20 protein-coding genes are annotated in these 25597 nt (G+C 68.0%); 10 read left to right on the plus strand and 10 right to left on the minus strand.

Translation table 11 applies throughout. The features are described from left to right. Positions 1-55 precede the first annotated feature (55 nt). From purE to CAL26_RS04385, 4 genes are all read left to right on the plus strand, one after another. Positions 56-586 (plus strand): 5-(carboxyamino)imidazole ribonucleotide mutase, encoded by a 531-nt coding sequence (gene purE, locus CAL26_RS04370; RefSeq protein WP_094845663.1) that lies wholly within the window; start codon positions 56-58, stop codon positions 584-586. Beyond that, positions 583-1848 (plus strand): 5-(carboxyamino)imidazole ribonucleotide synthase, encoded by a 1266-nt coding sequence (locus CAL26_RS04375; protein WP_094845664.1) that lies wholly within the window; start codon positions 583-585, stop codon positions 1846-1848. The genes purE and CAL26_RS04375 overlap by 4 nt, the downstream gene beginning before the upstream one ends. Before the next feature lie 13 nt (positions 1849-1861). Beyond that, positions 1862-2896, plus strand: a complete 1035-nt coding sequence (locus CAL26_RS04380) for an L-threonylcarbamoyladenylate synthase (RefSeq protein WP_094845665.1) — start codon at positions 1862-1864, stop codon at positions 2894-2896. Between the two features lie 136 nt (positions 2897-3032). Further along, entirely contained in the window at positions 3033-4055 is a 1023-nt protein-coding gene (locus CAL26_RS04385) for an amino acid ABC transporter substrate-binding protein (RefSeq protein ID WP_086063523.1), read from the plus strand. Here the strand turns inward: CAL26_RS04385 and CAL26_RS04390 are convergent. The 8 genes from CAL26_RS04390 to CAL26_RS04425 all read right to left on the minus strand — a co-directional run bounded on the left by CAL26_RS04390 (position 4003) and on the right by CAL26_RS04425 (position 15939). Further along, positions 4003-8709, minus strand: a complete 4707-nt coding sequence (locus tag CAL26_RS04390) for an NEL-type E3 ubiquitin ligase domain-containing protein (RefSeq protein ID WP_094845666.1) — start codon at positions 8707-8709, stop codon at positions 4003-4005. The genes CAL26_RS04385 and CAL26_RS04390 overlap by 53 nt on opposite strands. Positions 8710-8819: 110 nt before the next feature. Then, positions 8820-9560, minus strand: coding sequence for an ABC transporter ATP-binding protein (locus CAL26_RS04395; protein WP_094846014.1), 741 nt, complete (start codon positions 9558-9560; stop codon positions 8820-8822). A 23-nt stretch (positions 9561-9583) separates the two neighbouring features. Beyond that, positions 9584-10348, minus strand: a complete 765-nt coding sequence (locus tag CAL26_RS04400) for an ABC transporter ATP-binding protein (protein ID WP_094846015.1) — start codon at positions 10346-10348, stop codon at positions 9584-9586. 67 nt (positions 10349-10415) lie between these two features. Beyond that, entirely contained in the window at positions 10416-11408 is a 993-nt protein-coding gene (locus CAL26_RS04405; protein WP_094846016.1) for a branched-chain amino acid ABC transporter permease, read from the minus strand. 33 nt (positions 11409-11441) lie between these two features. Next, entirely contained in the window at positions 11442-12323 is an 882-nt protein-coding gene (locus tag CAL26_RS04410) for a branched-chain amino acid ABC transporter permease (protein ID WP_094845667.1), read from the minus strand. 10 nt (positions 12324-12333) lie between these two features. Next, entirely contained in the window at positions 12334-13503 is a 1170-nt protein-coding gene (locus CAL26_RS04415) for an ABC transporter substrate-binding protein (protein WP_094845668.1), read from the minus strand. Positions 13504-13576: 73 nt separating this feature from the next. After that, positions 13577-14380, minus strand: coding sequence for an alpha/beta fold hydrolase (locus CAL26_RS04420; protein WP_373454448.1), 804 nt, complete (start codon positions 14378-14380; stop codon positions 13577-13579). 2 nt (positions 14381-14382) lie between these two features. After that, complete coding sequence (locus CAL26_RS04425; RefSeq protein ID WP_094845670.1) at positions 14383-15939, minus strand: benzoate-CoA ligase family protein; 1557 nt, start codon at positions 15937-15939, stop codon at positions 14383-14385. Positions 15940-16121: 182 nt separating this feature from the next. Between CAL26_RS04425 and CAL26_RS04430 the strand changes: the two genes are divergently transcribed. The 6 genes from CAL26_RS04430 (at position 16122) to CAL26_RS04455 (ending at position 23123) form a co-directional block, all read left to right on the plus strand. After that, a complete protein-coding gene (locus CAL26_RS04430; protein WP_094845671.1) occupies positions 16122-17027 on the plus strand; it encodes a helix-turn-helix transcriptional regulator in 906 nt (301 codons plus the stop codon). 136 nt (positions 17028-17163) lie between these two features. Then, positions 17164-18822 carry a 2,3-epoxybenzoyl-CoA dihydrolase gene (gene boxC, locus CAL26_RS04435; RefSeq protein ID WP_094845672.1) on the plus strand — a complete coding sequence of 553 codons (1659 nt, stop codon included), beginning with the start codon at positions 17164-17166 and terminating at the stop codon, positions 18820-18822. Positions 18823-18832: 10 nt separating this feature from the next. Beyond that, positions 18833-20260 (plus strand): benzoyl-CoA 2,3-epoxidase subunit BoxB, encoded by a 1428-nt coding sequence (gene boxB / locus CAL26_RS04440; RefSeq protein ID WP_094845673.1) that lies wholly within the window; start codon positions 18833-18835, stop codon positions 20258-20260. A 31-nt stretch (positions 20261-20291) separates the two neighbouring features. Beyond that, positions 20292-21635: a benzoyl-CoA 2,3-epoxidase subunit BoxA gene (gene boxA, locus CAL26_RS04445; protein WP_094845674.1), complete on the plus strand. Its 1344-nt coding sequence runs from the start codon at positions 20292-20294 to the stop codon at positions 21633-21635. Positions 21636-21720: 85 nt separating this feature from the next. Continuing rightward, positions 21721-22170: a MaoC family dehydratase gene (locus tag CAL26_RS04450; RefSeq protein ID WP_094845675.1), complete on the plus strand. Its 450-nt coding sequence runs from the start codon at positions 21721-21723 to the stop codon at positions 22168-22170. A gap of 14 nt (positions 22171-22184) precedes the next feature. After that, positions 22185-23123 (plus strand): hypothetical protein, encoded by a 939-nt coding sequence (locus CAL26_RS04455; protein WP_094845676.1) that lies wholly within the window; start codon positions 22185-22187, stop codon positions 23121-23123. An 18-nt stretch (positions 23124-23141) separates the two neighbouring features. Here the strand turns inward: CAL26_RS04455 and CAL26_RS04460 are convergent, their stop codons facing one another. After that, positions 23142-24269: a hypothetical protein gene (locus tag CAL26_RS04460; RefSeq protein WP_094845677.1), complete on the minus strand. Its 1128-nt coding sequence runs from the start codon at positions 24267-24269 to the stop codon at positions 23142-23144. 46 nt (positions 24270-24315) lie between these two features. Beyond that, the gene (locus CAL26_RS04465; protein ID WP_094845678.1) at positions 24316-25569 is read right to left on the minus strand and encodes a hypothetical protein; all 1254 of its coding nucleotides are present in this window, start codon (positions 25567-25569) and stop codon (positions 24316-24318) included. Positions 25570-25597: the final 28 nt, after the last annotated feature.

Below are 25597 nucleotides of genomic sequence, written 5' to 3' on the forward strand. Positions count from 1 at the left end.
GCCCGCCGGGGCAGGTAAAATCGAGGACTTTCCTCGCCGCGCCCCAACCGCCGTTATGACCGCCAAATCCACCTCTACGCCCGCGCCGACGCCCCTGGTCGGCGTGATCATGGGCTCCTCCAGTGACTGGGAAGTCATGAAGCACGCCGTCGCCATGCTGGACGACTTCGGCGTCGCCTGCGAAGCCCGCGTGATTTCCGCGCACCGCATGCCGCTGGACATGGCCGAGTACGGCGCGGCGGCACGCGGACGGGGCTTGCGCGCCATCATCGCCGGCGCCGGCGGGGCGGCGCATCTGCCTGGCATGATGGCCGCGCTGACCGAAGTGCCGGTGTTCGGCGTGCCGGTGCCGTCCAAGTACCTGCGCGGCGAAGATTCGCTGCTTTCCATCGTGCAGATGCCCAAGGGCGTGCCCGTGGCGACCTTCGCCATCGGCGAAGCCGGCGCCGCCAACGCGGCCTTGCACGCCATCGCGAACCTGGCCACCACCGACGATCGCCTGCATGCGCGGCTGGTGGAATTCCGCGCCCGCCAGACGCAGGCCGCGCGCGATATGCAGGTGCCCCCGCCGGGAGCGCAAGCATGACCGCGCGCCACGATGCCAAGGCCGGCAAGGCCGGCGCCGCGCCCGCTTCCGCCACGATCGTCGAACCGGGCGGATGGCTGGGCCTGCTGGGCGGCGGCCAGTTGGGCCGCATGTTCTGCCACGCCGCGCAAAGCCTGGGCTACAAGGTGGCGGTGCTGGATCCGGCCGCCGACGGTCCGGCGGCGATGGTCGCCGACCGCCATATCCACGCGGCCTATGACGACCCCGCCGGACTGGACGAACTCGCGCGCACCTGCCGCGCGGTGACCACCGAATTCGAAAACGTGCCGGCCGACAGCCTGCGCGCCCTGGCGGCGCGCTGCCGCGTCAGCCCGTCGGCCGACGCCGTCGCCGTGGTGCAGGACCGCATCGCCGAAAAGTCCTTCATCGCCGGGCAGGGCATCCCGGTCGCGCCCCACGTCGCCGTGCGGCAGGACGCCGACCTGCGCGATGCTCCCGATACGCTGTTTCCCGGCATCCTGAAGGTGGCCCGGCTGGGGTATGACGGCAAGGGGCAGGCGCGCGTGCAGACGCGCGACCAGGCGCTGGCGGCATTCGAAGCCTTCGGCCGCGTGCCTTGCGTGCTGGAAGCCCTGCTGCCGCTGGACCATGAAATCTCGGTGGTGATCGCGCGCGGCTTCGACGGCGGCACGGTCATGTTCCCGGTGGCCCGCAATGTCCACCGTGACGGCATCCTGGCGGTATCGACCGTGGATCGCGCGGCGCTGTCGGGCCCCGACGCGGCACTGGAGCGCGCCGCCGGCGACGCCGCCCTGCGCATCGCGGCCGGCCTGGATTATCACGGCGTGCTGTGCGTGGAGTTCTTCGTGCTGCGCGACGGGACCCTGCTGGTCAACGAGATCGCGCCGCGCCCGCACAACAGCGGCCACTACACCATCGATGCCTGTGTCACCAGCCAGTTCGAACAGCAGGCGCGCGCCATGGCCGGCTTGCCGCTGGGCGCCACGGACCTGCTGGCGCCGTCGGTCATGCTGAATATCCTGGGCGACATCTGGTTCGAGGCCATCGACGCCGCCCAGGCCGCGCCTGAATCCGCGGACACGCAGCGCGAACCCGACTGGGCCGCGGCCTTGTCCGTGCCCACGGCCAAGCTGCATCTGTACGGCAAGCGCGATGCACGGCGCGCCCGCAAGATGGGCCATGTGACCATCGTCGCGCCCACCATGTCGCAGGCACGGCGCGACGCCGCCCGCGTCGCCGAGGCGCTCGGCATTCCGGCGCCCGGTAGCCCGGCGCCCTGAACAGGAGTCCACGATGGCGTCCCAGACCGAAGCCGAAGCCAGCGACGAGCAGATCGCGCATGCCGCGCGTGTCCTGGCCGCCGGCCAATTGGTCGCGTTTCCGACGGAAACCGTCTACGGGCTGGGCGCGGATGCGGAAAGTCCGCTCGCGGTCGGGCGTATCTATGCCGCCAAGGGCCGCCCATCCAGCCATCCCGTCATCGTGCATATCGCGCCCGATGCCGACCTGTCGTATTGGGCGTCCGACATTCCGCCGCAGGCGCGCGACTTGATCGACGCCTTCTGGCCGGGCCCGCTCACCTTGATCCTGAAGCGCGCCCCGCGCATCGATCCGGCCGTCAGCGGCGGCCAGGACAGCGTGGGCGTGCGCTGCCCTTCGCACCCGGTGGCGCAGCGCCTGCTGCGCGCCTTCGCCGCCCTGAATCCCAGCGGGCAGGGCGGTGTCGCGGGCCCGTCGGCCAATCGCTTCGGCCAGGTGTCGCCCACGCGCGCCGAGCACGTGCGGGCCGAATTCCCCGATGAGGTCGCCCAGGGCATGCCGGTCCTGCAGGGCGGCGCGTCCGCCGTGGGCATCGAGTCCACCATCGTCGATCTATCACGCGTGGATCGGGGGATGGGGCCGGTGCTGCTGAGGCCGGGCCATATCTCCGCCGACGATATCGCCCGCGTGCTGGGCGTCGCGCCCGCGCTGCCCGATGCGGCGGCGCCGCGCGCGTCGGGCACGCTGCGCGCCCATTATGCCCCGCACACCCCGCTGGCGCTGGTCTCGCGGGAACAGCTGGAGGCCGCCGCGGTGGGCCTGGGCCTGCCGGACGACGGCCGCGTCGTGGCGGTCGCCTACACGCCGCGTCCCCTGGAGCTGGATCCGCGGCTGGTCTGGCAGCCGGTGGCCGCCGACCCGGCCCGGTACGCGCAGGCGCTCTACGCGGTGTTGCGCGAACTGGATGGCATGGGCTATCGCCGCATCCTGGTTGAAGCGCCGCCCCTGACGCCGGAATGGGCGGCGGTGAACGACCGCATCGGCCGCGCCGCGGCCGCCTTCGAATAAGTGTTCCACCTAATTGCCGCGCCGTTCGCCGCGGCTTACGCTGCGCCGCCTACATGCAAGAACCGCCGGCAACCAGCCCGGCGATAACGGCTTGCCGTGCTCACGAGGCCGGCGGGCGCCCACTAGGAGAACACCCATGAAGAAGTTTCTTGCCCTGACCGCGAGCGCTTTGGCGCTGGCGGGCGCCGCGCACGTCGCGGTCGCGGGACCGACGCTGGACGCGGTCAAGAAGAAAGGATTCGTGCAGTGCGGCCTGAGCGATGGCGTGACCGGTTTCAGCGCGACCGACAGCAAGGGCGAATGGGCGGGGATGGACGTGGACATCTGCCGCGCCATCGCGGCGGCGACGCTGGGCGACGCCAGCAAATTCAAGGGCACGGCCCTGTCCACGCAGCAGCGTTTCACCGCGCTGCAATCGGGCGAAGTCGACGTGCTGCTGCGCACGGTCACGCTGACGCAGACGCGCGATACGTCGCTGGGCCTGGCTGCCGTGGCGGCCAGCTTCTATGACGGCCAGGGCATCCTGGTGCGCAAGTCGCTGAACGTCAAGAGCGCCAAGGAGCTGGACGGCGCGACGATCTGCGTGCAGCCGGGCACGACGACGGAGCTGAACCTGTCCGACTGGTTCCGCGCCAACAACATCAAGTTCACGCCGGTGGTCATCGACAAGGTGACCGAGGTGGTGCGCGCCTTCGAATCGGGCCGCTGCGATGCCTTTACCGACGATGCCTCCCAACTGGCGGCGGTGCGCGCGTCGCAAGTGGCCAACCCCAACGATTACGACATCCTGCCCGAACGGCTTTCCAAGGAGCCCCTGGGCCCGATGGTGCGCCAGGGTGACGAAAACTGGCTGGGTATCGTGCGCTGGACGCTGTTCGCGCTGATGGAAGCCGAGGAATACGGCATCACGCAGAAGAATGTCGACGACATGCTCAAGAGCAACAACCCCAACGTGCTGCGCATCCTGGGCGTGACGCCCGGGGCCGGCAAGAATATGGGCCTGGACGAGAAATGGGCCTACAACGCGATCAAGGCCGTCGGCAACTACGGCGAGATCTTCGAACGCAACGTGGGCGGCGGCAGCAAGCTGGGGCTCAAGCGCGGCGTCAATGCGCTGTGGAACCAGGGCGGGGCGATGTATCCCTGGCCGGTACGCTAGGCGGCAAGGCCACGCCCGCCGCTTGCAGGTAATCGCGGGTCAGCGGCTCCATGATGTCGTACAGCATGTCGCGCCAGATTCCCGGCGCGGCATTGCTGTAGGCGTCCTGGTCGTCCGGGTCCAGGCCCAGCGCGAGCAGTCGCGCCCGCACCTGCTCCCGCAAGGGCGCGGATGACTGTTCGATCTTGCGGCTTTCCGCTGCCGCGTACCGCGCCGGCATGGCTCGTTTGATCAGGGCGTTCCAGGTGTCGTCCACGACCAGGTCCCTGTAGAACGCGGCGAGCTCGGCGTCGCGCACCTCCCGCAAAGCCCGGTCGAGATCCTGCGGCGTGATGTCCGACAGATGGAAAAACGCCATGTCCGACGGCGCCTGCGCCAATGCCAGCCTGTCGCGCAGGCCCACGACGTAAGCGAGATAGACCTCGACGTCATCCACCATGCCGGGACCGATCGCGGCCATGCGGACGATTCTGCGGTAGGCGATCTCCTGGAGCTTTCTTTCGCGGAACAGCTGCCGCATCGCTTGCAGGGCGTCGGCGGGACGGCCATCGTAGCGGCCCATGCGGATGTCGTCGTGCGTCCATAGCTTGCGCAGTTCGTTCCAGGCGAGGATGACGCGGTCTTCGCAGCTTTCGGTGGCGCCGGCGCACATTTCCAGCGTGCTTTTCAACAGGGGTTCACGGTCGGGCCTGGACAATTCTTCCAGCCATGCGCGCACGTGGGCGCGTGTCGCGCCGTCCGTGAACAGCGTCGTGCCACGCAACCGGTCGAGCAGCCGGCGGAATTCCACAGCGCCGATGCGGTGCGGGGGCGCGTGCTCCAAGGTCTCGCCGATGGATTCCCAACGCGCGGCGGTGTCGCCCGCGTTGCCGCCCAGCCAATGCCGCACGGCCTGGCCCACCGTACGGGATGCGTGCGTGCCCAGGCCCGGCGTCATGCCGGACAGGTGGAAGACGGGTCCGCGCCGGCCTTCCGGCAGGGTGGGCAGGTCCGTCGGGTCGATCGGATTGCCGTCCAGATAGATGTCGCAACGTGTCAGTTCGGTGATGTTCGCGGGCAGTCTGGACAAGCGGTTGTCCGCGACGCCGAGCACGGTCAGTCCGCGCGGCAGGTTGTCCGGCAGCCGCGTCAGGTTCATGTCGTTCGCGTAGAGCTCGCGCAGCCCGCGTGGCAGGTCCTCGGGCAGGGTGGTCAAGGCCGTGGCGTCGACGTACAGGACCGACAGCGTCGGCGGCAGGGGCGGCAGCCGGAACAGGTCGAGATTGTCCGCCAGGCACAGTGTCCGGAGGCGCGGCGGCAATACGCCGGCATGCACTTGCCAGATGATGTTTTCCGACAGGTCCAGCACTTCCAGGTCCGGCGGCAGGCGCGGCGGCAGCGCCGCCAGGTAGTTGCCCGACAGCTTGAGGACGCGCAGGCGCGGCGGCAGTTCCGACGGCCATCGTCTCAGGGCGTTATCGGCCAGGTGCAGCTGCAGCAGCGTTTCAGGCAGTCCGGCGGGGATTTCGGTGAGCATGTTCATTTCGGCGGCCAGGCGCGTCAATCCGCGCGGCAGCTTGTCCACCGGTATCGAGCCCAAGTCGTTGTCCGATATGTCGAGTTCCCGCAACTCGGGTGGCAGGTGATCCACCACGGTCGCGCTGGTCTGGGCCGCGTCCAGCGTATGCAGCGTGGCCGGCAGCCGGCTCCAGTCCGTGATGGGGTTGTTGTGCATGACCAGTTTGCGCACGTCGACGGGCAGGGGCGGAATGTCCGTCAGGTTGAGTTCGGCCAGGTCCAGCGTCAGGCCGGGTAGCCGTGCGCTGGGATGGTTGTGCAATACGCGCGTCAGCGTGGTTTTGTCGACGCCGCCATGGCAGCGCGCCCGCTTGATCTGAGCGCGCAGTTCGTCGGCGGCGAGCTGGCGCGGCGAAGGAATGAAGCGCGTGGGGTCGGCGGGCAGGAAGGATCCCTTGTCATCGCCCACCCAATTCGCCAGGGCGGCTTCTTCGTCCGCCGCCAGCGGCGGCCCGCCGCTGGCCAGGATCGCGGCGTAGGGGTCTTCGCCTTCACCTATCCCGGTGAGGTTGTTGTACACGGCCGCCAGTTCCTGCACGGACGATTCCAGCCGGTCGTTCGCCAGGGCATCCAGCGCGAGGTTCCATCGCGGGCCGCGCAGCGGCGAGGCCAGCGATGGCCTGGGCAGCAGGGCATCATTACCCGTCTGCAACACGATATCGGCCGTCTTGCCCGTCAACTCATGGTAGGCCGACATGGCGCTGAGTATCGTCCTGCCGCGCGGATCCGCCTGCACCCGGTTCAACAGGGCGAGCACGCCGTCCCGTTTGGCGGGTGTCGGGTCGGCGATGTGCTCCAGCAGCACCTGCTTGAAGTCCTTCAGCTTCTGTGCGGTTGCCGCGGCGGACGGCAGCGCCCGCGGAACCAGTCCGGCGGGCACGGGGGCGCCCGGTGCGCCAGGCGCGGCGGCGCCCGATGGCCCGGCCTGGTCCGCACGCGTGCCTTCGCCGGCGGATGGCCCGGCCGGACCCGACTGCCGGGGCGTGGATGCGGAGCCGCCCTGGCCGCCCTTCAACCGGGCGGGATCGGCGCGCAGCCAGAGATCCTTGTCCTTGTCGTACGCAACGCGGTGGAAAACGATGTCGCGCCGCGCGCCTTCCGGCGCCGCCACGCGCCAGACCGGCCGCTCGGCGGTGGAAGCCGGTTCGCTGAGGATTTCGACATGGGCGCCGGCAATGCGGGCGTAGGTCCTGCCCTGGTGCGCGATGACACCATCCGCGCCAGGCCGGCGCTGGCCGAGCGCCTGCGCCAGTTCCGGATTGCCCACACTGTAGCGCTCGAACGTCTCGGCGGGCAGGGACGCATGGAGACCACCGTCCCGGTCGGCCAGCAGCAGGGCACCGCTACGTTCGCCCGATGGGTGGATGCGCGTATAGGCACGCGCGGCGTCGCTGCCGTACGTGAGCAGCGGCATGGTGCCGCCATCGGGCCCGCGCGCCATGATTGGGTTCAGCGCTTCGATGCCGGCGTTTTCCGCCGGCGTTTGCGGCGGGTCCGGCAGGCGCCAGCCGTCGCCCAGGACGATGCCGCGCGCCTGCTGGGCTTGCAGTTCGAGGGCGTTGGCGATACGCGGGCTGCGCGCGCGCAACGCCGTCGCCATGCCATCGATGTCCAGCGGCCGGAGTCCCTGGGACAGGGCGGACGTGCCGTGCAGCGATTGCAGCGCGGCTCTCAGTCCGGCTCGCAGTTCCGATCGCATGGCCGGCCGGGAGAACGCCGCGGCGCGGCCCAGGCCGCCGCCGGCCAATTCACCGCCGATCGCCTGCGCCGCCCGCGCCAGGTCGACACCGCCTTCGGCGGCCGCGCGGAAGCCCGCGCCCACCATCGGGAGCAAGATGGTGGCGAGGTCGACGGCCCCGCTCAGCGCGGCGGTCCCGTATTCGCCGTGGCGGATGGACTGCACCATGCGGCGAAAGGGGATGAAATCCAGCAAGGTGTCGGCCACGCTTTCCGTGGGGGCCGCGGCATCGTTCGCCGGACGCAGGCGATCGTAGCGTTGCCGCAGCGCCGGTTTCAGCCACGTGTGCAGGTCGTCGCGGCGGCCCTGTGCCACGGGATCGAGGACGACGCGGCTGCGCCGGCTGGTGCGCTTCGGATCCGGCCTGGCACGATCGGGCGCGACGCCGAGGACGAGATCGGAATGCCGCAGGACCCAGTCCGCCGTGGGTTCGTGCAACGGCAAGGGGTGCACGCTGCCGTCGCGGGTCGAGAGGAAGTAGCGGTGGGCGAGGCCGTGCGCGTGGACCGCTGCGATATAGCCGGTGGCGGGCACGGTTTCGTCGACGCGGTTGTCGTTGACGAACGCCTTGTTCAGCGGGAACGTGACTTCCCGCCGGTACAGCTGCAGGTTCACCGACTGGATATCGACATGCGACGCACCGAGGTCCGCGCCGAGCGTCGCGGCGATCCATGCGAGCCAGCGGTCGACGAGGACCAGCGTTTTATCCGTCGCGGCGCGCGCATAGGCGTCGAACTGTCCTGTTCGAGGCCGCAATGCCGCAAGGTCCTCGGCCGCATGGGCGACCGCCATCTCGTTGCCGGTGGCGGAAACCAGGAAGTCGGCGATCCACGCGGCCAGCCTGTCGTGGGAATCCGTCGCGGGCGGCACGATACCGGATGGCGTATTGGAGCGTTGCAGCCTCTTGGATGCCGAGGTCAGCGCGGCCAGCACGCGCAGGCGCGCGGCCCGGTCGCCGTGCAGCGCATGGTCGACGATGAACTGCCGGCCAAGATCGGCCAGCTCCGCCGCGGTGTAGCGGTTCGGCTTCAAACCCAATTGCGTGGCGACATCGGAGCCGATGAAGGCGGCCAACCGTGGCCACGGCGTGACCGCCATCGGTTCGGTTTGCGCTGGCGGGCGGGGCGTCGCGACGACGGGCGGCCGATCGGCGACCGTGGCCGCCGCCGCGGCAGGCGTGCCGTCCATGGCGCCGGCGGCACGCGCGAAACGCAGCGCCATTTCGCCGCCGTCGCGATACGCACCGGCGTTTTCGCCGGATCCGGCATCCGGCTGCGTCTGCGTATGCGTGCACGTTTGCGCCGGCGGCCCTGCGTGCGTGCAGATCAAGGGTGCGACAGGACGGTGAGCGACGGACATGGGCGGGCCTCGGTGTGTGGACCGCCGGATGAATCGACAATACGCCGGCGGCGGAGCTGACCCCGGTAGTACCCGCGCGGCCGCTAGCGTTCAATGGTCTTCGCCGGGGGCTACACGCCCAGATAACGTTCCAGCAGATGCGGTTGCGCCGCCAGGGTGGCGCTGGCGTCCTGGTGGGCCAGCACGCCTTTTTCCATGACCACGCAGCGGTCGGTGTGGGCCAGGACCGCGCGATAGTTGCGGTCGACGATCAGCGTCGATATGCCGGTGCGCCGGATCGCGGCGATCACGCGCCAGAGTTCGGCGACGATGAGCGGGGCCAGGCCTTCGGTGGCTTCGTCCAGGATCAGCAGGTCGGGGTTGGTCATCAGCGCGCGGCCGATGGCCAGCATCTGCTGTTCGCCGCCCGACAATTCCTGACCGCCGTGCCGCGTGCGTTCGCGCAGCCGCGGAAAGGTCTCCATCACGCGTTCGTAGTCCCAGTCGCGGCGGCCCGATGCGCCGGCGCGCGCCGCCACCATCAGGTTCTCGCGCACGGAGAGGTTGGGAAAGACGCCGCGGCCTTCGGGCACGTAGGCGATGCCCAGGCGGGCGCGCGCGTGCGGCGGCATATGGGTGCTGTCGCCGCCGCCGATACGCATGCGCCCGGCGCTGCAACGCAGGTGCCCGGTCAGCACGCGTATCAGCGTGGTCTTGCCCATGCCGTTGCGGCCCAGCAGACCGACGGCTTCGCCGCGATCGATGCGCAGGTCGATGCCGCGCAGGACGTGGCTGGCGCCGTAGTGGGCATGCAAGCCTTCCGCGCGCACCCATTCCTCATGCGCGCGCTGTTCTTCCGTCGCTACGCGCATCTTCTCCATGCCAGGATGCGCGTTCATGGCGTTCCCTCCGCTGCATCCGTGCCGAGATAGGCGGTGCGCACGGCCTCGTCCGCGCGGATGGTGTCGGGGTCGCCGCTGGCGATCACCGCGCCGTTCACCATCACGGTGATCGTATCGGCCACGCGAAAGACCGCATCCATATCGTGTTCCACCAGCAGGATGGCGTGGTCGGGTTTCAGGCGTTCCAGCAGGTCCAGCATGCGGCCCGTTTCTTCCGCGCCCATGCCGGCCAGCGGTTCGTCCAGCAGCAGCACCGATGGCCGCGTCGCCAGGCACATGGCGATCTCCAGCTGGCGCTTGCGTCCGTGCGGGAGCGTGCCGGCGATGCATGTTGCGGCGTCGGCCAGGCCGGTCCGTTCCAGCGCGTCGTCGGCCAGGCCCGTGGTGTGCCTGCAATCGCCGGCATGGCGCCACCATTGCCAGAAGCGCTGCCGCGCGGCCTGCGCCGCCAACCGGCAGTTCTCGTGCACGGTCAGCGACGGGAACAGCGTGGACCGCTGATAGGTGCGGCCCAGCCCGGCGCGCGCCCGGCGCGGCTGCGGCCAGGCGGTGATGTCGCGGCCGTCCATCATGATGGATCCACCGTTGGGCGGCAGGTCGCCCGACAGCAGATTGATCAGCGTCGATTTGCCGGCGCCATTGGTGCCGATGACGGCATGCAGGCTGCCCCGGGGCAGCGCCAACGATACGTCCTGCACCGCCGTCAGCCCGCCGAAGTTGCGCCGCAGTCCGGTGGCCTGCATCAGGACGCCGGGCATGGCGATGTCCGGTCCCGCGGCGTCCGCGCGCTTCATGCCGGGACTGGAAATGCCGGGCATCGGAATCTCAGGCATGGGATTTCTCCGCGGTGTCGGCGATGGGCGCCATGCTTGCCGCGCGCGGCGTGCGTCCGACGCCGGCCAGGCCCGCCAGGCCGCGCGGCAGCAGGGCCACCAGCAGGATGACCGCCAGTCCCATCGGCAGATGCCAGTGGCGCGCGTAATCGCCGAAGACGGCTTCGGACTGGAACAGCTCCTGCATCAACACCAGCGCCGCCGCCCCGGCAACCGCGCCGCCAGGACGCGCCATCCCGCCCAGGATCACCATCAGCAGGACCAGTCCGGATTGCTCCCAGGCGAACAGCTCCGGTGTCACGAAGCCGTCCTTCAACGCGTAAAGGAAACCCGCCAGCCCGGCCAGCCCGCCCGCCAGCGTGTAGGCGACCAGTTTGTACGGAAAGGTCGAAAACCCCGCCGCACGCATGCGTTGCTCGTTGATGCGTATGCCTGCCAGCGCCGCGCCGAACGGCGAGCGCCGCAGGCGCGCCAGCAGGCCCCAGGCCAGGGCCAGGCAGGCGACCACGAACAGGTGGAAGGTCGTCGCCCGCGCCAGGTCGAATGGCATCCAGTCGCCCACCCGCCATTCCGGACGGAAATACAGATAGGCGCCGTCGCTGCCGCCGCCCACCTTGGTGTCGTGGAACACGTAATACGCCATCTGCGCGAAGGCCAGCGTCACCATGATGAAGTACACGCCGCGCGTGCGCAGCGCCAGCGCGCCCGTGGCCAGGGCATAGGCCGCGCCGCCGGCCAGGGCGGCCGCCAGCAGCGGCAGCAGCGGTCCCGCGGCGGATGCCGGCGACAGCAGCGCCGCCGCGTAGGCGCCGATGCCGAAAGGCGCAGCATGTCCCAGGCTGACCAGCCCCGCTTCGCCCACCAGCAGTTGCAGGCTCAAGGCGAACACGGCGTAGATGACGATGCGCTGGGCCAGGCCCACGTAGTATTCGCTGGTGACCCAGGGCAGCAGGGCCAGGCACAGCAGGACGACGATGGCCGCCATCCCCGCGGGTGAAATCTTCATCGGCGTCTCTCGTCAGCCTTGCTTGAACAGGCCTTCGGGTCTGCACAGCAGGACCAGGGCCATCAACACATACACCAGCACGCCCGCGGCCGCCGGAAAGAACACCTGGCCGAAAGTATCGACGAAGCCCACCAGCATGGCCGCGACGAAGGCGCCGCGGATGGAGCCGATGCCGCCGATCACCACCACCACGAAACAGGCGATCAGCACGCCATTGCCCATGCCCGGATACACGGACGACACCGGCGCGGCGATCGCGCCCGCCAGCGCCGCCAGGGCCACGCCGCCGGCGAACACCAGGCGGTACAGGCGGTTGATGTCCACGCCCAGCGACGCGATCATTTCGCGGTTGCTGGCGCCGGCCCGCACCATCATGCCGATACGGGTGCGCGTCAGGACCGCGTAGAGCAGCAGCGCGACCGCCGCGCCGACGGCCGAGATGAAGAGCCGGTAGACCGGATAGGTCATCACGTCACCCAGCGGGATGCCGCCTTGCAGCCAGCCGGGGATGGGCACGCCGTGCACGTCGTTGCCCGCCAGGATGGCGCGCGCTTCCTCGAACACCAGGATCAGGCCGTAGGTCATCAATACCTGCTGCAGGTGCTCGCGCCGGTACAGGAAGCTGAAGAAAGCCAGCTCCAGCAGGTAGCCCAGCACCGCGGCCAGCACCACGCAGGCCGCAATGGTCAGCAGCAGCCCGCCGCCCGTCGTCCTGTCTATCCAGGGGCCCAGGGAGAAGGCCATGTACGCGCCCGCCATGTAGAAGCTGCCATGCGCCAGGTTGATGATGCCCATGATGCCGAAGATCAGCGTCAGCCCGCTGGCCACCAGGAACAGCAACAGGCCGTACTGCACGGCGTTCAGGCACTGGATCAGGAAGACGGACGCGGTCATGGCGCCGGGCCTACAGGCGGCAGCCGCGCGCCGGATCGGCGAGCTTCCTGACGGCGACCTTCACGACCTTGTTTTCCAGTCCGTCGACCTGGCGCAGGTAGATGTCCTGCACCGGATTGCCGGCCGGCGACAGGGTGAAGGCGCCGCGCGGGCTATCGATGGTGGCCGCCCGCATCGCCTTGCGCATATCGGCTTTCTTCGACAGGTCGCCCCGCACCGCCTGCAGGCCGGCGGCCAGCAGCTGCGCGGCGTCGTAGCCCTGCACCGCATACACGTCCGGCGCCACGCCGGGGTAGGCCTTGGCATAGCCGGCACGGAAGGCCTTGTCGCGCGGGTTGTCCAGGCCGTCGGCGTAATGCAGGGTGGTCAGCAGGCCCTGGGCCGACTGGCCTTGCGCCTGCAGCGTGCCGTCCGTCAGGAAGCCCGATCCGTACAGGGGAATGGTCTTGTTCAGGCCCGCCGCGGCATAGTCCTGCACGAACTTCACGGCGCCGCCCCCGGCGAAGAACGTGAACACGACGTCGGGCTTCAGCGCCGCGATCTCCGTCAGCAAGGGCTGGAATTCGACATTGGGAAAGGGCAGGCTCAGGTCCTTGACGACCTTGCCGCCCGATTTTTCGAAGCCTTCGCGAAAGCCGGCGACCGCTTCGTCGCCGGCGGCGTACTTCCACGTGATGGTCACGGCGGTCTTGTAGCCTTTTTCGGCGGCGACCGGCCCCATGGCATAGGCCGGCTGCCAGTTGCTGAACGAGGTGCGGAACACCCCCATGCCGCACATGGGGCCGGTGATGGCGTCAGCGCCGGCATTGGTGACCAGCAGCGTGGTGTCGGATTCCTTGGCCGCCTTGGTCAGGGCCATCGCCACGCCGGAATGCACGGTGCCCACCAGGATGTCGACCTGGTCGCGCTTGATCAGGCGATTGGCGTTTTCCGGGGCCTTGGCCGGATTCGATTCGTCGTCGACCTTGTAGTACGCGACTTCGCGGCCGGCCAGCTTGCCGCCCTGTTCGTCGACGTACAGCTTGAAGCCGTTTTCGATGGCGGTGCCCAACGCCGCATAGGTGCCGCTGTACGGCAGCATGAAACCCACCTTGACGGGGCCCTGGGGCTGCGCCTGGGCGAGCGCCGCCGACGTGGCCAGCAAGGCCGCCAGTGCGGCCCGGGTGATGCGCGTGTTCATCGTGTGTCTCCTGGTTGTTATGTGCCGGTCTATATGCCGGTCGATATGTCGTTTATCGGTGCTGCGTTCATCGTTATTGCGCTCGCAGGAAATCGCGGATGGTCTCGATCACCGCGGCGGGCTGGTCGCGATGGGGCGTATGCCCGCAATCCGGCAGCACCCGCATGGCCGCATGCGGCGCGTTGTCGACGATGCGCTCGATCTGCGCCAGGGTGCCGTATTCGTCGTCGATGCCCTGCAGGGCCAGCACCGGGCAGCGTATGTCGCGCAGGGCCTGCTCGATGTTCCACGCGCGGAAGGCCGGGTCCAGCCAGACGTCGTTCCAGCCCCAGAAGGCGGATTCGACGTCATCGTGGTAGCGGCCCAGCCTGCCGCGCAGGTCGCCTTCCAGATAGGCCACGCGTGCCGCCGCGATATTGCGCACCGTCACGTCTTCGACGAACACGTGCGGCGCGGCGGCGATCACGCCGCCGACGGCGTCCGGATGGCTCGCGGCATACAGCAGCGCGATGGAGCCGCCGTCGCTGTGCCCGAAGAGTATCGGTGGATGTGAGCGGGCGTCGACGTCCAGGGCACGCAGCAGCGCGGGCAGCACGTCGGCGGCCTGGTCGTGCATGAAGCGCAGGGGCCATTTTTCCCCATGCGGGCGCGGCGTGGACCGCCCGTAGCCCGGCCGCGAATACACCAGGCCGCGGCAGCCCGCCGCCGCGCAGGCGCGCGCCGGCCAGTCCTTCCACATGGAGACCGAACCGAGTCCTTCGTGCAGGAATACCAGCAAGGGGGCGTCGCGGCGTTCGGCCGCGATCCACTGATATTCCACGAACAGCTCGCGCCCCGCCACCCGCACCGGCGCCAGCGAGGATGCGTGCTCCGTCATCGTCATGCCCGTTCTTCCAGCTGCCGCAGGCGGAAGCGCTGGATCTTGCCGGTCGCCGTCTTGGGCAGTTCTTCCGTGAAGTGGATCTGCCGTGGATACTTGAAGGGCGCCAGGTGCTGCTTGACGTAGGCCTGCAGGGCGGCGCCAGTGTCCGGACCCGGCGCATGGCCCGGCCGCAGCACCACGAAGGCCTTGGTCTTGACGAGGCCCTGCTCGTCGGCGACGCCGATGACGGCCGCTTCCAGGACGGCTTCGTGCTGGATCAGCACGTTTTCGACCTCCACCGGCGACACGTACTGGCCGCTGACCTTGATCATGTCGTCGCTGCGGCCCGCGTAGGTGTAGTAGCCGTCGGCGTCGCAGACGTATTTGTCGCCGCTCTTGAGCCAGTCCCCCAGGAAGCATTGGCGGGTCTTCTCGCGATTGTTCCAGTACATCAGCGCGGCGCTGGGGCCCTTGATGTACAGGTCGCCGATCGCGCCGGGCGGCACGGGCAGGCCCTGGTCGTCGCGCAGCTGCACTTCGTAGCCGGCCACCGGCATGCCCGTGGTGCCGTAGCGGATACGCCCCGCCTGGTTGCTGATGAAGATGTGCAGCATCTCGGTGGAGCCGATGCCGTCCAGGATGTCGCAGCCGAAGTGCCGTCGGAAGCGTTCGCCGATATCGCGCGGCAAGGCTTCGCCCGCCGACGTGCAGACGCGCAGCGCGAGCTGTTCGCGCGCAGGCAGGTCGGGCGCGGCCAGCATCGCGGCGTACAGGGTGGGGACGCCGTAGAACACCGTGGGGCGGTGGCGCATCAATCGCTCGAACACCGCTTGCGGCGTCGGACGTTCCGCCATCAACACCACGGTCGAGCCCACCGACAGGGGAAAGGTCAGGCCGTTGCCCAGGCCGTAGGCGAAGAACAGCTTGGCGGCCGAGAACACGACGTCGTCCTCGCGTATGCCGAGCACGGGCTTGGCGTACAGTTCCGCCGTGTGCCACAGGTTGCCATGGGTATGCACGACGCCCTTGGGTTTGCCGGTGGACCCCGACGAATACAGCCAGAAGGCCATTTCGTCGGCCAGCGTGCGGATGGCCGGTATCGCGGGCGCGTCCGCCAGCGCCTGTTCCAGTTCGATGACGCCGCTTTCGTTTCCATCCGCGGGCCGCGAGACGATAAGGTGTTCGATCTCGGTATCCGCCAGCGCCATGGCCTGGCGCAGGATGGGCATCAGCGCGCCCGACACGATGGCCGCGCGCGCCCGGCTATGCGACAGGATGTAGGCGTAGTCCTCGGCGGTCAGCAGGGTATTCACCGCGACCGGCACGATGCCCGCATGCAAGGCCCCCAGGAATGCCACCGGCCAATCCGCCGTATCGTGCATCAGCAGCAGCATGCGTTCTTCGCGGCGCCGGCCCAGCTGCTTCAGCACGCCGCCGAAGCGCGCGACGCGGTCCGCCAGTTCACCGTAGCGCAAGGTGCGGAAGTCGTCGATATAGGCTACCTTGTCGGCCCGCGCCGCGTTCGAGGCGGCCAGATACTGCGCGAAATTCAATTCGTGCGGACAGCTTTCCACGGTTGTCTCCTGGTCTGTCTTTATCCGACCGGCGATGGCGACATGGGCCGGCGCTCGTTCGGCGGACGCGCGCCATCGCCCGCGTCCGATTTTCAGGAAAAATAGTGCTTTAATCGGGCTGGGTCAAGCACTATAATGCATAAAATGTCGCCTCCTAGGGAAATCTCGGAGCAAGGAGATTCATGAGTCAAGCACTGGACAAGGCGATCCCGGACCCCGCCCGGGAGCCCTTCCTGATGGCGCTGGGCGAACGCGTGCGCCGCCTGCGGGCCATCCGCGGCCTGACGCGCAAGGCCCTGGCGCAGGCGACCGGCGTATCGGAACGGCATCTGGCGAACCTGGAGCACGGCGTCGGCAACGCGTCCATCCTGGTGCTGCTGCAGATCGCCAAGGCCTTCAACTGCGCGCTGGCGGAACTCGTCGGCGACGTCACCACCGAATCGCCCGAATGGCTGTTGATCCGCGAGCTGCTCAGCGGCCGGGGCGAGGCTGACCTGCAACGCGCCCGCGAATCGCTGGCGCAGCTTTTCGGGGTGGGCGGCGGACAGCGGCCCAACCGCTTCCAGCGCATTGCCCTGATCGGCCTGCGCGGGGCGGGCAAGTCCACGCTGGGGCAGATGCTGGCCGACGACCTGGGCTACCCCTTCGTCGAGCTCAATGTGGAAATCGAACGGGTGGCCGGCTGCGGTATCCTGGAAATCCACAACCTGTATGGCCCCAACGCCTATCGCCGCTACGAGCGGCGCGCGCTGGAAGAAGCGGTGCAGCTTTATCCGGAAATGGTGCTGGCCACGCCGGGCGGCCTGGTGTCGGAGGCGGCGACCTTCAACCTGCTATTGGCGCATTGCTACACGGTGTGGCTGCGCGCCACGCCGGAGGAACACATGGGCCGAGTCATGGCGCAGGGCGACTTCCGGCCCATGTCCGGCAATAGCGAAGCCATGGCCGACCTGAAGCGCATCCTGGCCGGGCGCGAGGCGTTCTACGCCAAGGCCGACCTGACGTGGGTCACCAGCCATATGGATATCAGCGAATGCTTCGCGGGCCTGCGGGCCCAGGTGCGCAAGGCGGGCGAGCTGCCCCTCTGAGCACCGGCGGGCAGGGCAAACGCGCCAACAGGCATTTTTCTGCATGTGCTGCTTGACGCCTGCACTTTGCTGCACTATTCTGCATCAAAATAAACCGCATGCAGTATCTTGCATGCGAACGGTGCAGGAGACCCTCATGACCCATGCCGTACCCCCGGTCGATTTCCGGACCGATCCCAGCCGCTATCGTCATTGGCGCCTGACCACGGACGGCGCGATCGCCACCCTGGCGATGGACGTCGCCGAAGACGGCGGGCTGCGCCCCGGCTACAAGCTCAAGCTGAATTCCTATGACCTGGGCGTCGACATCGAACTGCACGACGCCCTGCAGCGCATCCGGTTCGAGCATCCCGAAGTCCGCACCGTGGTGGTGACCAGCCTGAAGGACCGCGTGTTCTGTTCGGGCGCCAACATTTTCATGCTCGGCCTGTCCTCGCATGCCTGGAAGGTGAACTTCTGCAAGTTCACCAACGAGACGCGCAACGGCATGGAAGACGCCAGCCGGCACAGCGGCTTGAAGTTCATCGCGGCGGTCAACGGCGCCTGCGCCGGCGGCGGCTACGAGCTGGCCCTGGCCTGCGATGAAATCCTGCTGGTGGACGACCGCTCTTCCGCGGTTGCCTTGCCGGAAGTGCCCCTGCTGGGCGTGCTGCCCGGCACCGGCGGCCTGACCCGGGTGATCGACAAGCGCAGGGTGCGGCACGATCATGCCGACATCTTCTGCACCCTGGTCGAAGGGGTACGCGGCGAACGCGCCAAGGCCTGGCGCCTGGTCGACGACGTCATCAAGCCGCAGCAGTTCGCGGCCGGCGTGCGCGAACGCGCCCTGGCCCTGGCCGCCGGCAGCAGCCGTCCCGCGCAGGCCCAGGGCATCGCACTGACGCCGCTGGAGCGCCGCGACGCGCCCGATGGCCTGTCCTACCGCTACGTGTCCGTCGAGATCGACCGCGCGCGGCGCCTGGCCAACTGGACCGTGCGCGCCCCCGACGGCGACCTGCCCGCCGGACTGGACGCCATCCTGGCGCAGGGGACGGCCTGGTGGCCGCTGCAAATGGCGCGCGAACTGGACGACGCCATCCTGTGGATGCGCGCAAACGAACTGGATATCGGCACCTGGGTGCTGCGCACCCAGGGCGACGCGCAAGCCGTGCTGGCCGCCGATGCCGCCCTGCAGGCGCATGCGGCGCACTGGTTCGTCAACGAAACGGCCGGCATGCTGCGCCGGACGCTGGCGCGGCTCGACGTCACCTCGCGCACCTTGTTCGCGTTCGTGGAGCCCGGCTCCTGCTTCGCCGGCACGCTGCTGGAACTGGCCCTGGCGGCGGATCGCATCTACATGCTGGATGACGAGGACGCCGCCGCGCCCGCCCGGCTCGTGCTCGGCGATCGCAACTTCGGCGCCTATCCCATGGTCAGCGGCGAAAGCCGTTTGCAGCGCCGCTTCCACGGCGAAGCGGCGCCGCTGGAGGCCGTGCGCGCGCAGGCCGGCCAGCCGCTGGCCGCGCCGCAGGCGCTGGATCTGGGCCTGGCCACCTTCGCCCCGGACGCCATCGACTGGGACGACGAAGTGCGCCTGGCCCTGGAAGAACGCGGCGCGCTCTCGCCCGATGCGCTGACCGGCATGGAAGCCAACCTGCGCTTCGGTCCGCGCGAAACCATGGAAACCCGCATCTTCGGCCGCCTGACCGCGTGGCAGAACTGGATCTTCAACCGGCCCAACGCCGCCGGTGAAAAAGGCGCACTCAAGCTTTATGGCAAAGGCGAACAGGCCCAGTTCGACTGGAACCGCGTCTAGGAGCATCGACATGTCAGGCGTGAACTATTCCGACCGTATCCCCAACAACGTCAACCTGTCCGGCGACCGCGCCTTGCAGCGCGCGCTGGAACACTGGCAGCCCAACTACCTGCAATGGTGGCGCGACATGGGCCCCGACGGTTCGCACAGCCACGACGTCTACCTGCGCACCGCCGTCAGCGTGGAGCCGGACGGCTGGGCCCATTTCGACCACGTGAAAATGCCCGATTACCGCTGGGGCATCTTCCTGGCGCCGCAGGACGGCCAGCGCCGGATCCACTTCGGCGAAAACCTGGGCCGCGAGGTCTGGCAGGACGTGCCCGGCGAGCATCGCGCCAACCTGCGCCGCATCATCGTCACGCAGGGCGATACCGAACCCGCGTCGATCGAACAGCAGCGCCACCTGGGCCTGACCGCGCCGTCGCAATACGACCTGCGCAACCTGTTCCAGATCAACGTCGAGGAAGGCCGCCACCTGTGGGCCATGGTCTACCTGCTGCATCGCTACTTCGGCCGCGACGGCCGCGAGGAAGCCGACGCGCTGCTGCAGCGCACGTCCGGCGACGCCGACAACCCGCGCATCCTGGGCGCCTTCAACGAGAAGACGCCGGACTGGCTTTCCTTTTTCATGTTCACGTACTTCACCGATCGCGACGGCAAGTTCCAGCTGTGCGCGCTGGCGGAGTCCGGCTTCGATCCGCTGGCCCGCACGACGAAGTTCATGCTGACCGAAGAAGCGCATCACATGTTCGTGGGCGAATCCGGCGTGTCGCGCATCATCCAGCGCACCTGCGAGGTGATGAACCAGCTGAAGACCGACGATCCCGCCTCGATACGCGCGGCCGGCGTCATCGACCTGCCCACCATCCAGCGCTACCTGAATTTCCACTACAGCGTCACCATAGACCTGTTCGGCGCCGACCAGTCGTCCAATGCCGCCATTTTCTACAGCGCCGGCCTGAAGGGCCGTTACGAAGAGGGCAAGCGCAAGGACGACCATCAGCTCAAGAACGACACCTATCGCATCCTGTCGTTGGAAGGCGGCAGGCTGGGCGAAACGGAAGTGCCCATGCTGAACGCCTTGAACGAAGTGCTGCGCGACGACTTCATCCGCGATTCCATGGCCGGCGTGGGGCGGTGGAACAAGGTCATCGAAAAAAACGGCCTGCCGTTCCGCCTGAGCGTGCCGCACAAGGCCTTCAACCGTCAGATCGGCACGCTGGCCGGCATCAACGTGACGCCGGAAGGCCAGGTGGTGGACGACGCGCAATGGCGCGCGGGCCTGCCGCATTGGCTGCCCACCGCGGACGACCGCGCCTTCGTGGCGTCGCTGATGGGCCGTGTCACCGAGCCGGGCAAGTTCGCCAACTGGATCGCGCCGCCGGTCATGGGCGTGAACCGCCAGCCCGTGGACTTCGAGTACATCCGTTTCAATTGATCCGCCCGCCCGCCGTATCCAGGGTGCCACGATGAACGCGCCATTACCCGCCAGCCTGCTGAAGCAGCACCTGATCGATCCGGAGATCTGCATCCGCTGCAACACCTGCGAGGAAACCTGCCCCATCGATGCCATTACGCACGATGGCAACAACTATGTCGTGAATCCGGACGTCTGCAACGGCTGCATGGCCTGCGTGCCGCCGTGTCCGACCGGCTCCATCGACAACTGGCGCGTCATTCCGCGCGCGCGGGCCTACGGCGTGGACGCCCAGTTCGGTTGGGATGCCTTGCCGCCGCAGGAGCCGGTCGAGGCCTTGCTGGCGGAAGCCCAGGCCGAGGCCGGCCAAGGCGGCGCGTCCGCCGACGCGGATGCCACGCCGGCCCTCGCCGCGCCCGGGTCGGCCAATGCCGCCATGGCCAGTGCCGCCATGGCCGGCGCGCCGGACAATCCCCTCATGGAGGAAGGCGCCGCGTCGCCAGCCGTCGTCGTCAACCGCGGCGCCACCGTCCCGCCCTGGTCCGCCGCCCATCCCTACGTCAACCTGTACACCCACAAGGAACCGGTGGTGGCGACCGTCGTCGGCAACTACCGCGTCACCGGCGACGATGCCGACAGCGACGTGCGCCACATCGTCCTCGATTTCGGCGAAGCGTCCTTCCCCGTCCTGGAAGGCCAGTCCATCGGCATCCTGCCGCCCGGGGTGGACGCGCGGGGCCGGCCGCACCACGCGCGCCAGTACTCCGTCGCCAGCCCGCGCGATGGCGAGCGCCCCGGCTACAACAACCTGTCCCTGACCGTGAAGCGCGTCGCCGCCGGCCGCGACGGCAACAGCCACGACGGCCTGTGTTCCAACTACCTGTGCGACCTGGCCAAGCACGACACGGTGCGCGTCATCGGGCCCTTCGGCAACACCTTCCTGATGCCCGGCCGCGCCGGCGCCAACCTGCTGATGATCTGCACCGGCACCGGCTCCGCCCCCATGCGCGCCATGACGGAGCGCTGCCGCCGCCGCATGGACGGCAAGGAAAACGGCAAGCTGATGCTGTTCTTCGGCGCCCGCACGCGCCGCGAACTGCCGTATTTCGGTCCGCTGATGAAGCTGCCCGCCGACTTCATCGACATCAACCTGGCCCTGTCGCGCGAACCCGGCCAGCCCAAGCGCTACGTGCAGGACCTGATCGTCGAGCGGGCGGCCGACGTGCTGGCGCTGCTCAACGATGACAAGACCTGTGTGTACGTCTGCGGACTCAAGGGCATGGAAACCGGCGTGCTGGACGCCCTGGAACATGCCGCCGTGCAAGCCGGCCAGGATTGGTCTATCCTGCACCAGGCCTTGTGCCGCCAAGGCCGGCTGCATTTCGAGACGTACTGACCGCGACCGGACGATCCCGCCCAGGCGCCCACGGGGCGCGCGGCATGGCGCAGTCCCGGCCCGGTCGCCATGGGGAAGCCGCTAGATGAAGTTCGCCGAGTTCAAGCAGGGCATGGTCATACACGCCGGCCCGCTCAAGGTCACCGAAGCCGAGATCCTGGATTTCGCCCGCAAGTACGATCCGCAGTGGTTCCACACCGACGTCCAACGCGCCAACGAAGGGCGCTGGGGCGGCTTGATCGCCAGCGGCTGGCACACCTGCGCCATGGCCATGCGCATGGCCGTCGACGCGGCCCTGCACGATTCCGAATCCTTCGGCTCACCTGGACTGGGCGAAGTGCGCTGGCGCGTGCCCGTGCGTCCGGGCGACCAGCTGCGGCTGGAGGCGCGCGTGCACGGCGTGCGCAGTTCGTCGTCGCGCAGCGACCTGGGCATCATCAACTGGGCGTGGGTCGTCTACAACCAGCATGACGAAGCGGTGCTGGAACTGGACGCGACCAGCCTGTTCGACCTGGGTGAGGACGCCTCCGCTTGAGGGCCGGGCGCTCCATGCGCATCGGTAAGGCCGCAATCGCGCTGGGGTTCGCGACGTGCGCCATGGGCGCGCATGCCGCACCGGACGCGGTGCCAAACGTCCTGCCGAACGCGCCCGCCGCATCCGCTGAGTCGGCCGCGCTCGCCGCGCCGGTGCCGGCGCAGGAAAACTACACCCTGCGGCAGGCCCTCATGGCCTCGGACATGCTGTCCAAGGTCGACGTCCTGTGCCCCGATGGCGGCCGCGACCGGGAAGCCCGCCGCCTGGACGAACTGGAAACCGTCGCCAGGCAGCGCCTGAAGCTGTCGGCGAAGGCGCTGCTGGAGGCGCTGCGCGACGAAGTACCGCCGGTGCTGATGACCGCGGAACAGGCGGTGCGCGTCGTCGCCAATGCCGGCGGGTGCAAGACAGATGCGCTGGCGGAATGGCGCGGCCGGGCGGCCTACGTCGCGGATACCTCGCGGCAGGTACTGGCGGGCCAGGCGCGCGCCGACCGGCAATGGCCGCGCGACGCGGCGCTGGAACAGCCGTTGCGGATCACCGTGACAGGGCAGCGCGATGCCCCCGCGGCGGATACGCCCGCATTGCCCAACCGATCCGATCCGGCTGCCGCCGATCGATCCGGTGTCTGGTTGCGCGTGGACAATCCCCGTCCCGCGCCGGTCCGCATGGCCTTGTTGGGATCGCAGGCCTTCGTCGGCCTGTGCACCCGCCTGGCCATCACCGGCGTGCCCGTCGCGCAGGGTTACGCACCACGGGAGTGGCTGGAGCTGCCGCCGCGCGGCACCGCGTCCGTATGGATGGCGCGCGATCCCGCATGCGTGCGCCAGGCGCGCGTGAACGTCGGCGGCGTCGCGGTGATCGACACCGGCGCCGGACCGCGCTATTGGCGGTTCCTGGTGCGCGGCGTGGGGTACGCGCCGGCAGGTCCGAAATCCCGAAACGGACCCTGACTGCGCAAGGAAGCCGGGTTAGAAAAAATCGATCTTTATCGGCCCCCAGGGGCGGGTCCACCCGGATGCGTATAACCATGCCGCGCTGGTGATCTGGCAGTCCGCCCACATATAGCCCCAATTGCTCGCATCCTTCCGCCGGTACCCGAGCAATTTGTCCTGGCTGATCGCGCAAGGTAACTGCTGGCCCGCGCGCGCGTCCCTGGACGCCCGCAGCGTATAGACCTGGACAGGCGCCGGCGGCATGGGCACGCCGTTCTTGTCGTAGCCGTTCAGGTAGATATTGACCTCGTAAAGGTCGCCCTCCCGCACATCGTCAACCAGGGTGATGTTCAGTACGAGATCGGGGTAGATATCGTAGGTATTGAGCTGGCGCGAGGTGCCGCCTTCCCATTCGGGCGCAGGGTAGGTCGCATATTTTTCGGGATCGGGCATGACCAGGCCTTGCCCTACCGCGATGAAGTTGACGACGGGGGAGCAGATCGTATTGCTGCCCGCTTTCAAAACATACGCCACGGTGTTCTGCTTGCCCTGCGGCAGCATCACCCCATAGGGCACGCGGAAGTCGTTGGAAATGATGTTGGGGTCGCCGATATGCGCATAGGTTTGATTGCACACGATGGCCGCGGCCTCGTAGACGGCGGGCGGCAGCGGCGTATTGGCGTTGGCCGCGTAATCGAAGCTGCTCCAGGGCGGTATCTTCAGCTGGCCATTGGCGCGCGAGAGGCTGGGCGCCAGAAGCCCTTCCGCGGGCGTCAGCTGGTAATCGAAGAAGAGCAGTTCCAATGAGCGAAAGTTCTGGCCGGGTTGGTCGATCTTGGCCAGCAGGGTGCACAGGATGCTCTGCGGCGCGCAAACATAGATGCTCAATCCGCCGTCCTTCCGCGTGGCCACGTGGATGAACGATTGTTCGTCCACCGGTATCGGCAGGAAGTCCGCATCGAAATAAAGGATCGCGTCGCGTGCTTCGCCGCTGCCGACGGCCAGGGGCAGCGAGTCTCCCGCCGTCCCGTCGCCGAGCACCTGGATCGTGATCGTGATGGTCTTCCGCGGATCGTGCGGATCGGCAGGGTCAGACGAAAACGCCTGCAGGCCGGACGGCGCGGCGAGCTGTTTGTCGGCGCGGAAGTAAATGATCTCGGACATGGCTGTTCCTCAAGCATCGGAAGTTCGGCGGCGGTTCTCGCCGCCATCAGGTGCCTTCCGCGAAGTTGATCTTTACTGGCCGTTTATTGCCTACATAGGGGGCGGACCAGTCCTGTCCGTTGACTTGAAAATTCACGAACAGAAAGCCGGGGTCGGCCGCATCTTTCGCGCCGAATCCTTCCACGGTGGCGATCGGTGAAGCCACCGACATCGTGTCTCCGGGTTGGACGTTCGGCGGCGCGATGATCGTGAGCAGATTGTCCCCACCCACGCCGTTCGGCAACGGACTTCCGTCTCCCAGCATTCGGGTTTGCGGTTCGCCGGACGCGGTGTAGCCGTTCATGTAGATGAGAACGCTGTAGACGTCGCCTGGCTTGACGTCGGAGGCGAAGGCCAGCACGACGTCGAAACCGGGCCCGTCGTCGCTGTCTTGCATGTCGCTCAGCCCAAGGGGTTCTTTCTTGGGCGGCTTGCCCGGTGGGGCGCCGAACCACCAGGGCAGGCCGTAGCGGTTCTGTATGTTGGGGTTCGGCATCAGCAGGGGCACGCCGACGATGGTGAACGGCCACGGTTTCGATAACCTCGGGGTGCCGTCGTCGGTCATGTAGACGATGCAGTTGTTGCCCGGGATCATCAGGCTATAGGGGATGTTTACGCCAGTGAACAAGGATTGGTATGTGTAGCTGCTGTTGTCCACGCGCTTGCCATTGACCACGATGGAAAGCTTCGCGTCGGAGCTCACGTTCGGATCCGGGCTTTCCAGCAAAATGCTCAAGGCATAGTCGAAACTATTCCAGGCCGGTATCGTGACCTGCCCGTGCCCGTCAACCGAAAGCACCAGCGGCTCGAGGTCCGGGTCCATGACCTTGGACGCGGCGTCCTGGGTGTAATAACAGCACGTCAACGTCTGATTGACGCCATAGTCGACCGGATCGGGTGTCGGGCTGGCGTAGACGTTGAATATGCAGCCGGGATACGACGGGTAGTGGAAGTTGGTGACCGCGATATAGACCGTCAGATGGCCTTGGGCATCCGACATGATGGACCCTCCATCCAGAACGGTCTGCGTGATGTTGGTCTGCTTGTCACTCTTCCAGTACTGGACGCGGTTACGGTTCTGGTCGTCGCCCAGGTACACCGGAACCGCGCCCTGGGGCAACGATCCGTCGGCGTTGTGCACTTGTATGCCCAATCGATAATACGCCGTGGCGTCAGGCAGGACGTTCTGCTGGTTGGTGCCGGGGTCGTAAGGCGTCGCCACATATTTGTCGACCGCGATATAGGGTATGTACAGGGCCATGGTGTCCTTCTCAGTGTGGTTTGAATCG

The sequence above is a fragment of the Bordetella genomosp. 9 genome, assembly GCF_002261425.1.
Taxonomy (GTDB): domain Bacteria; phylum Pseudomonadota; class Gammaproteobacteria; order Burkholderiales; family Burkholderiaceae_B; genus Bordetella_C.

Coding starts and splice junctions, on each gene's coding strand:
- purE (WP_094845663.1), top strand. CDS start 56: ATGACCGCCAAATCCACCTCTACGCCCGCGCCGACGCCCCTGGTCGGC.
- CAL26_RS04375 (WP_094845664.1), top strand. CDS start 583: ATGACCGCGCGCCACGATGCCAAGGCCGGCAAGGCCGGCGCCGCGCCC.
- CAL26_RS04380 (WP_094845665.1), top strand. CDS start 1,862: ATGGCGTCCCAGACCGAAGCCGAAGCCAGCGACGAGCAGATCGCGCAT.
- CAL26_RS04385 (WP_086063523.1), top strand. CDS start 3,033: ATGAAGAAGTTTCTTGCCCTGACCGCGAGCGCTTTGGCGCTGGCGGGC.
- CAL26_RS04390 (WP_094845666.1), bottom strand. CDS start 8,709: ATGTCCGTCGCTCACCGTCCTGTCGCACCCTTGATCTGCACGCACGCA.
- CAL26_RS04395 (WP_094846014.1), bottom strand. CDS start 9,560: ATGCGCGTAGCGACGGAAGAACAGCGCGCGCATGAGGAATGGGTGCGC.
- CAL26_RS04400 (WP_094846015.1), bottom strand. CDS start 10,348: ATGCCCGGCGTCCTGATGCAGGCCACCGGACTGCGGCGCAACTTCGGC.
- CAL26_RS04405 (WP_094846016.1), bottom strand. CDS start 11,408: ATGGCGGCCATCGTCGTCCTGCTGTGCCTGGCCCTGCTGCCCTGGGTC.
- CAL26_RS04410 (WP_094845667.1), bottom strand. CDS start 12,323: ATGACCGCGTCCGTCTTCCTGATCCAGTGCCTGAACGCCGTGCAGTAC.
- CAL26_RS04415 (WP_094845668.1), bottom strand. CDS start 13,503: ATGAACACGCGCATCACCCGGGCCGCACTGGCGGCCTTGCTGGCCACG.
- CAL26_RS04420 (WP_373454448.1), bottom strand. CDS start 14,380: ATGACGGAGCACGCATCCTCGCTGGCGCCGGTGCGGGTGGCGGGGCGC.
- CAL26_RS04430 (WP_094845671.1), top strand. CDS start 16,122: ATGAGTCAAGCACTGGACAAGGCGATCCCGGACCCCGCCCGGGAGCCC.
- boxC (WP_094845672.1), top strand. CDS start 17,164: ATGACCCATGCCGTACCCCCGGTCGATTTCCGGACCGATCCCAGCCGC.
- boxB (WP_094845673.1), top strand. CDS start 18,833: ATGTCAGGCGTGAACTATTCCGACCGTATCCCCAACAACGTCAACCTG.
- boxA (WP_094845674.1), top strand. CDS start 20,292: ATGAACGCGCCATTACCCGCCAGCCTGCTGAAGCAGCACCTGATCGAT.
- CAL26_RS04450 (WP_094845675.1), top strand. CDS start 21,721: ATGAAGTTCGCCGAGTTCAAGCAGGGCATGGTCATACACGCCGGCCCG.
- CAL26_RS04455 (WP_094845676.1), top strand. CDS start 22,185: ATGCGCATCGGTAAGGCCGCAATCGCGCTGGGGTTCGCGACGTGCGCC.
- CAL26_RS04460 (WP_094845677.1), bottom strand. CDS start 24,269: ATGTCCGAGATCATTTACTTCCGCGCCGACAAACAGCTCGCCGCGCCG.
- CAL26_RS04465 (WP_094845678.1), bottom strand. CDS start 25,569: ATGGCCCTGTACATACCCTATATCGCGGTCGACAAATATGTGGCGACG.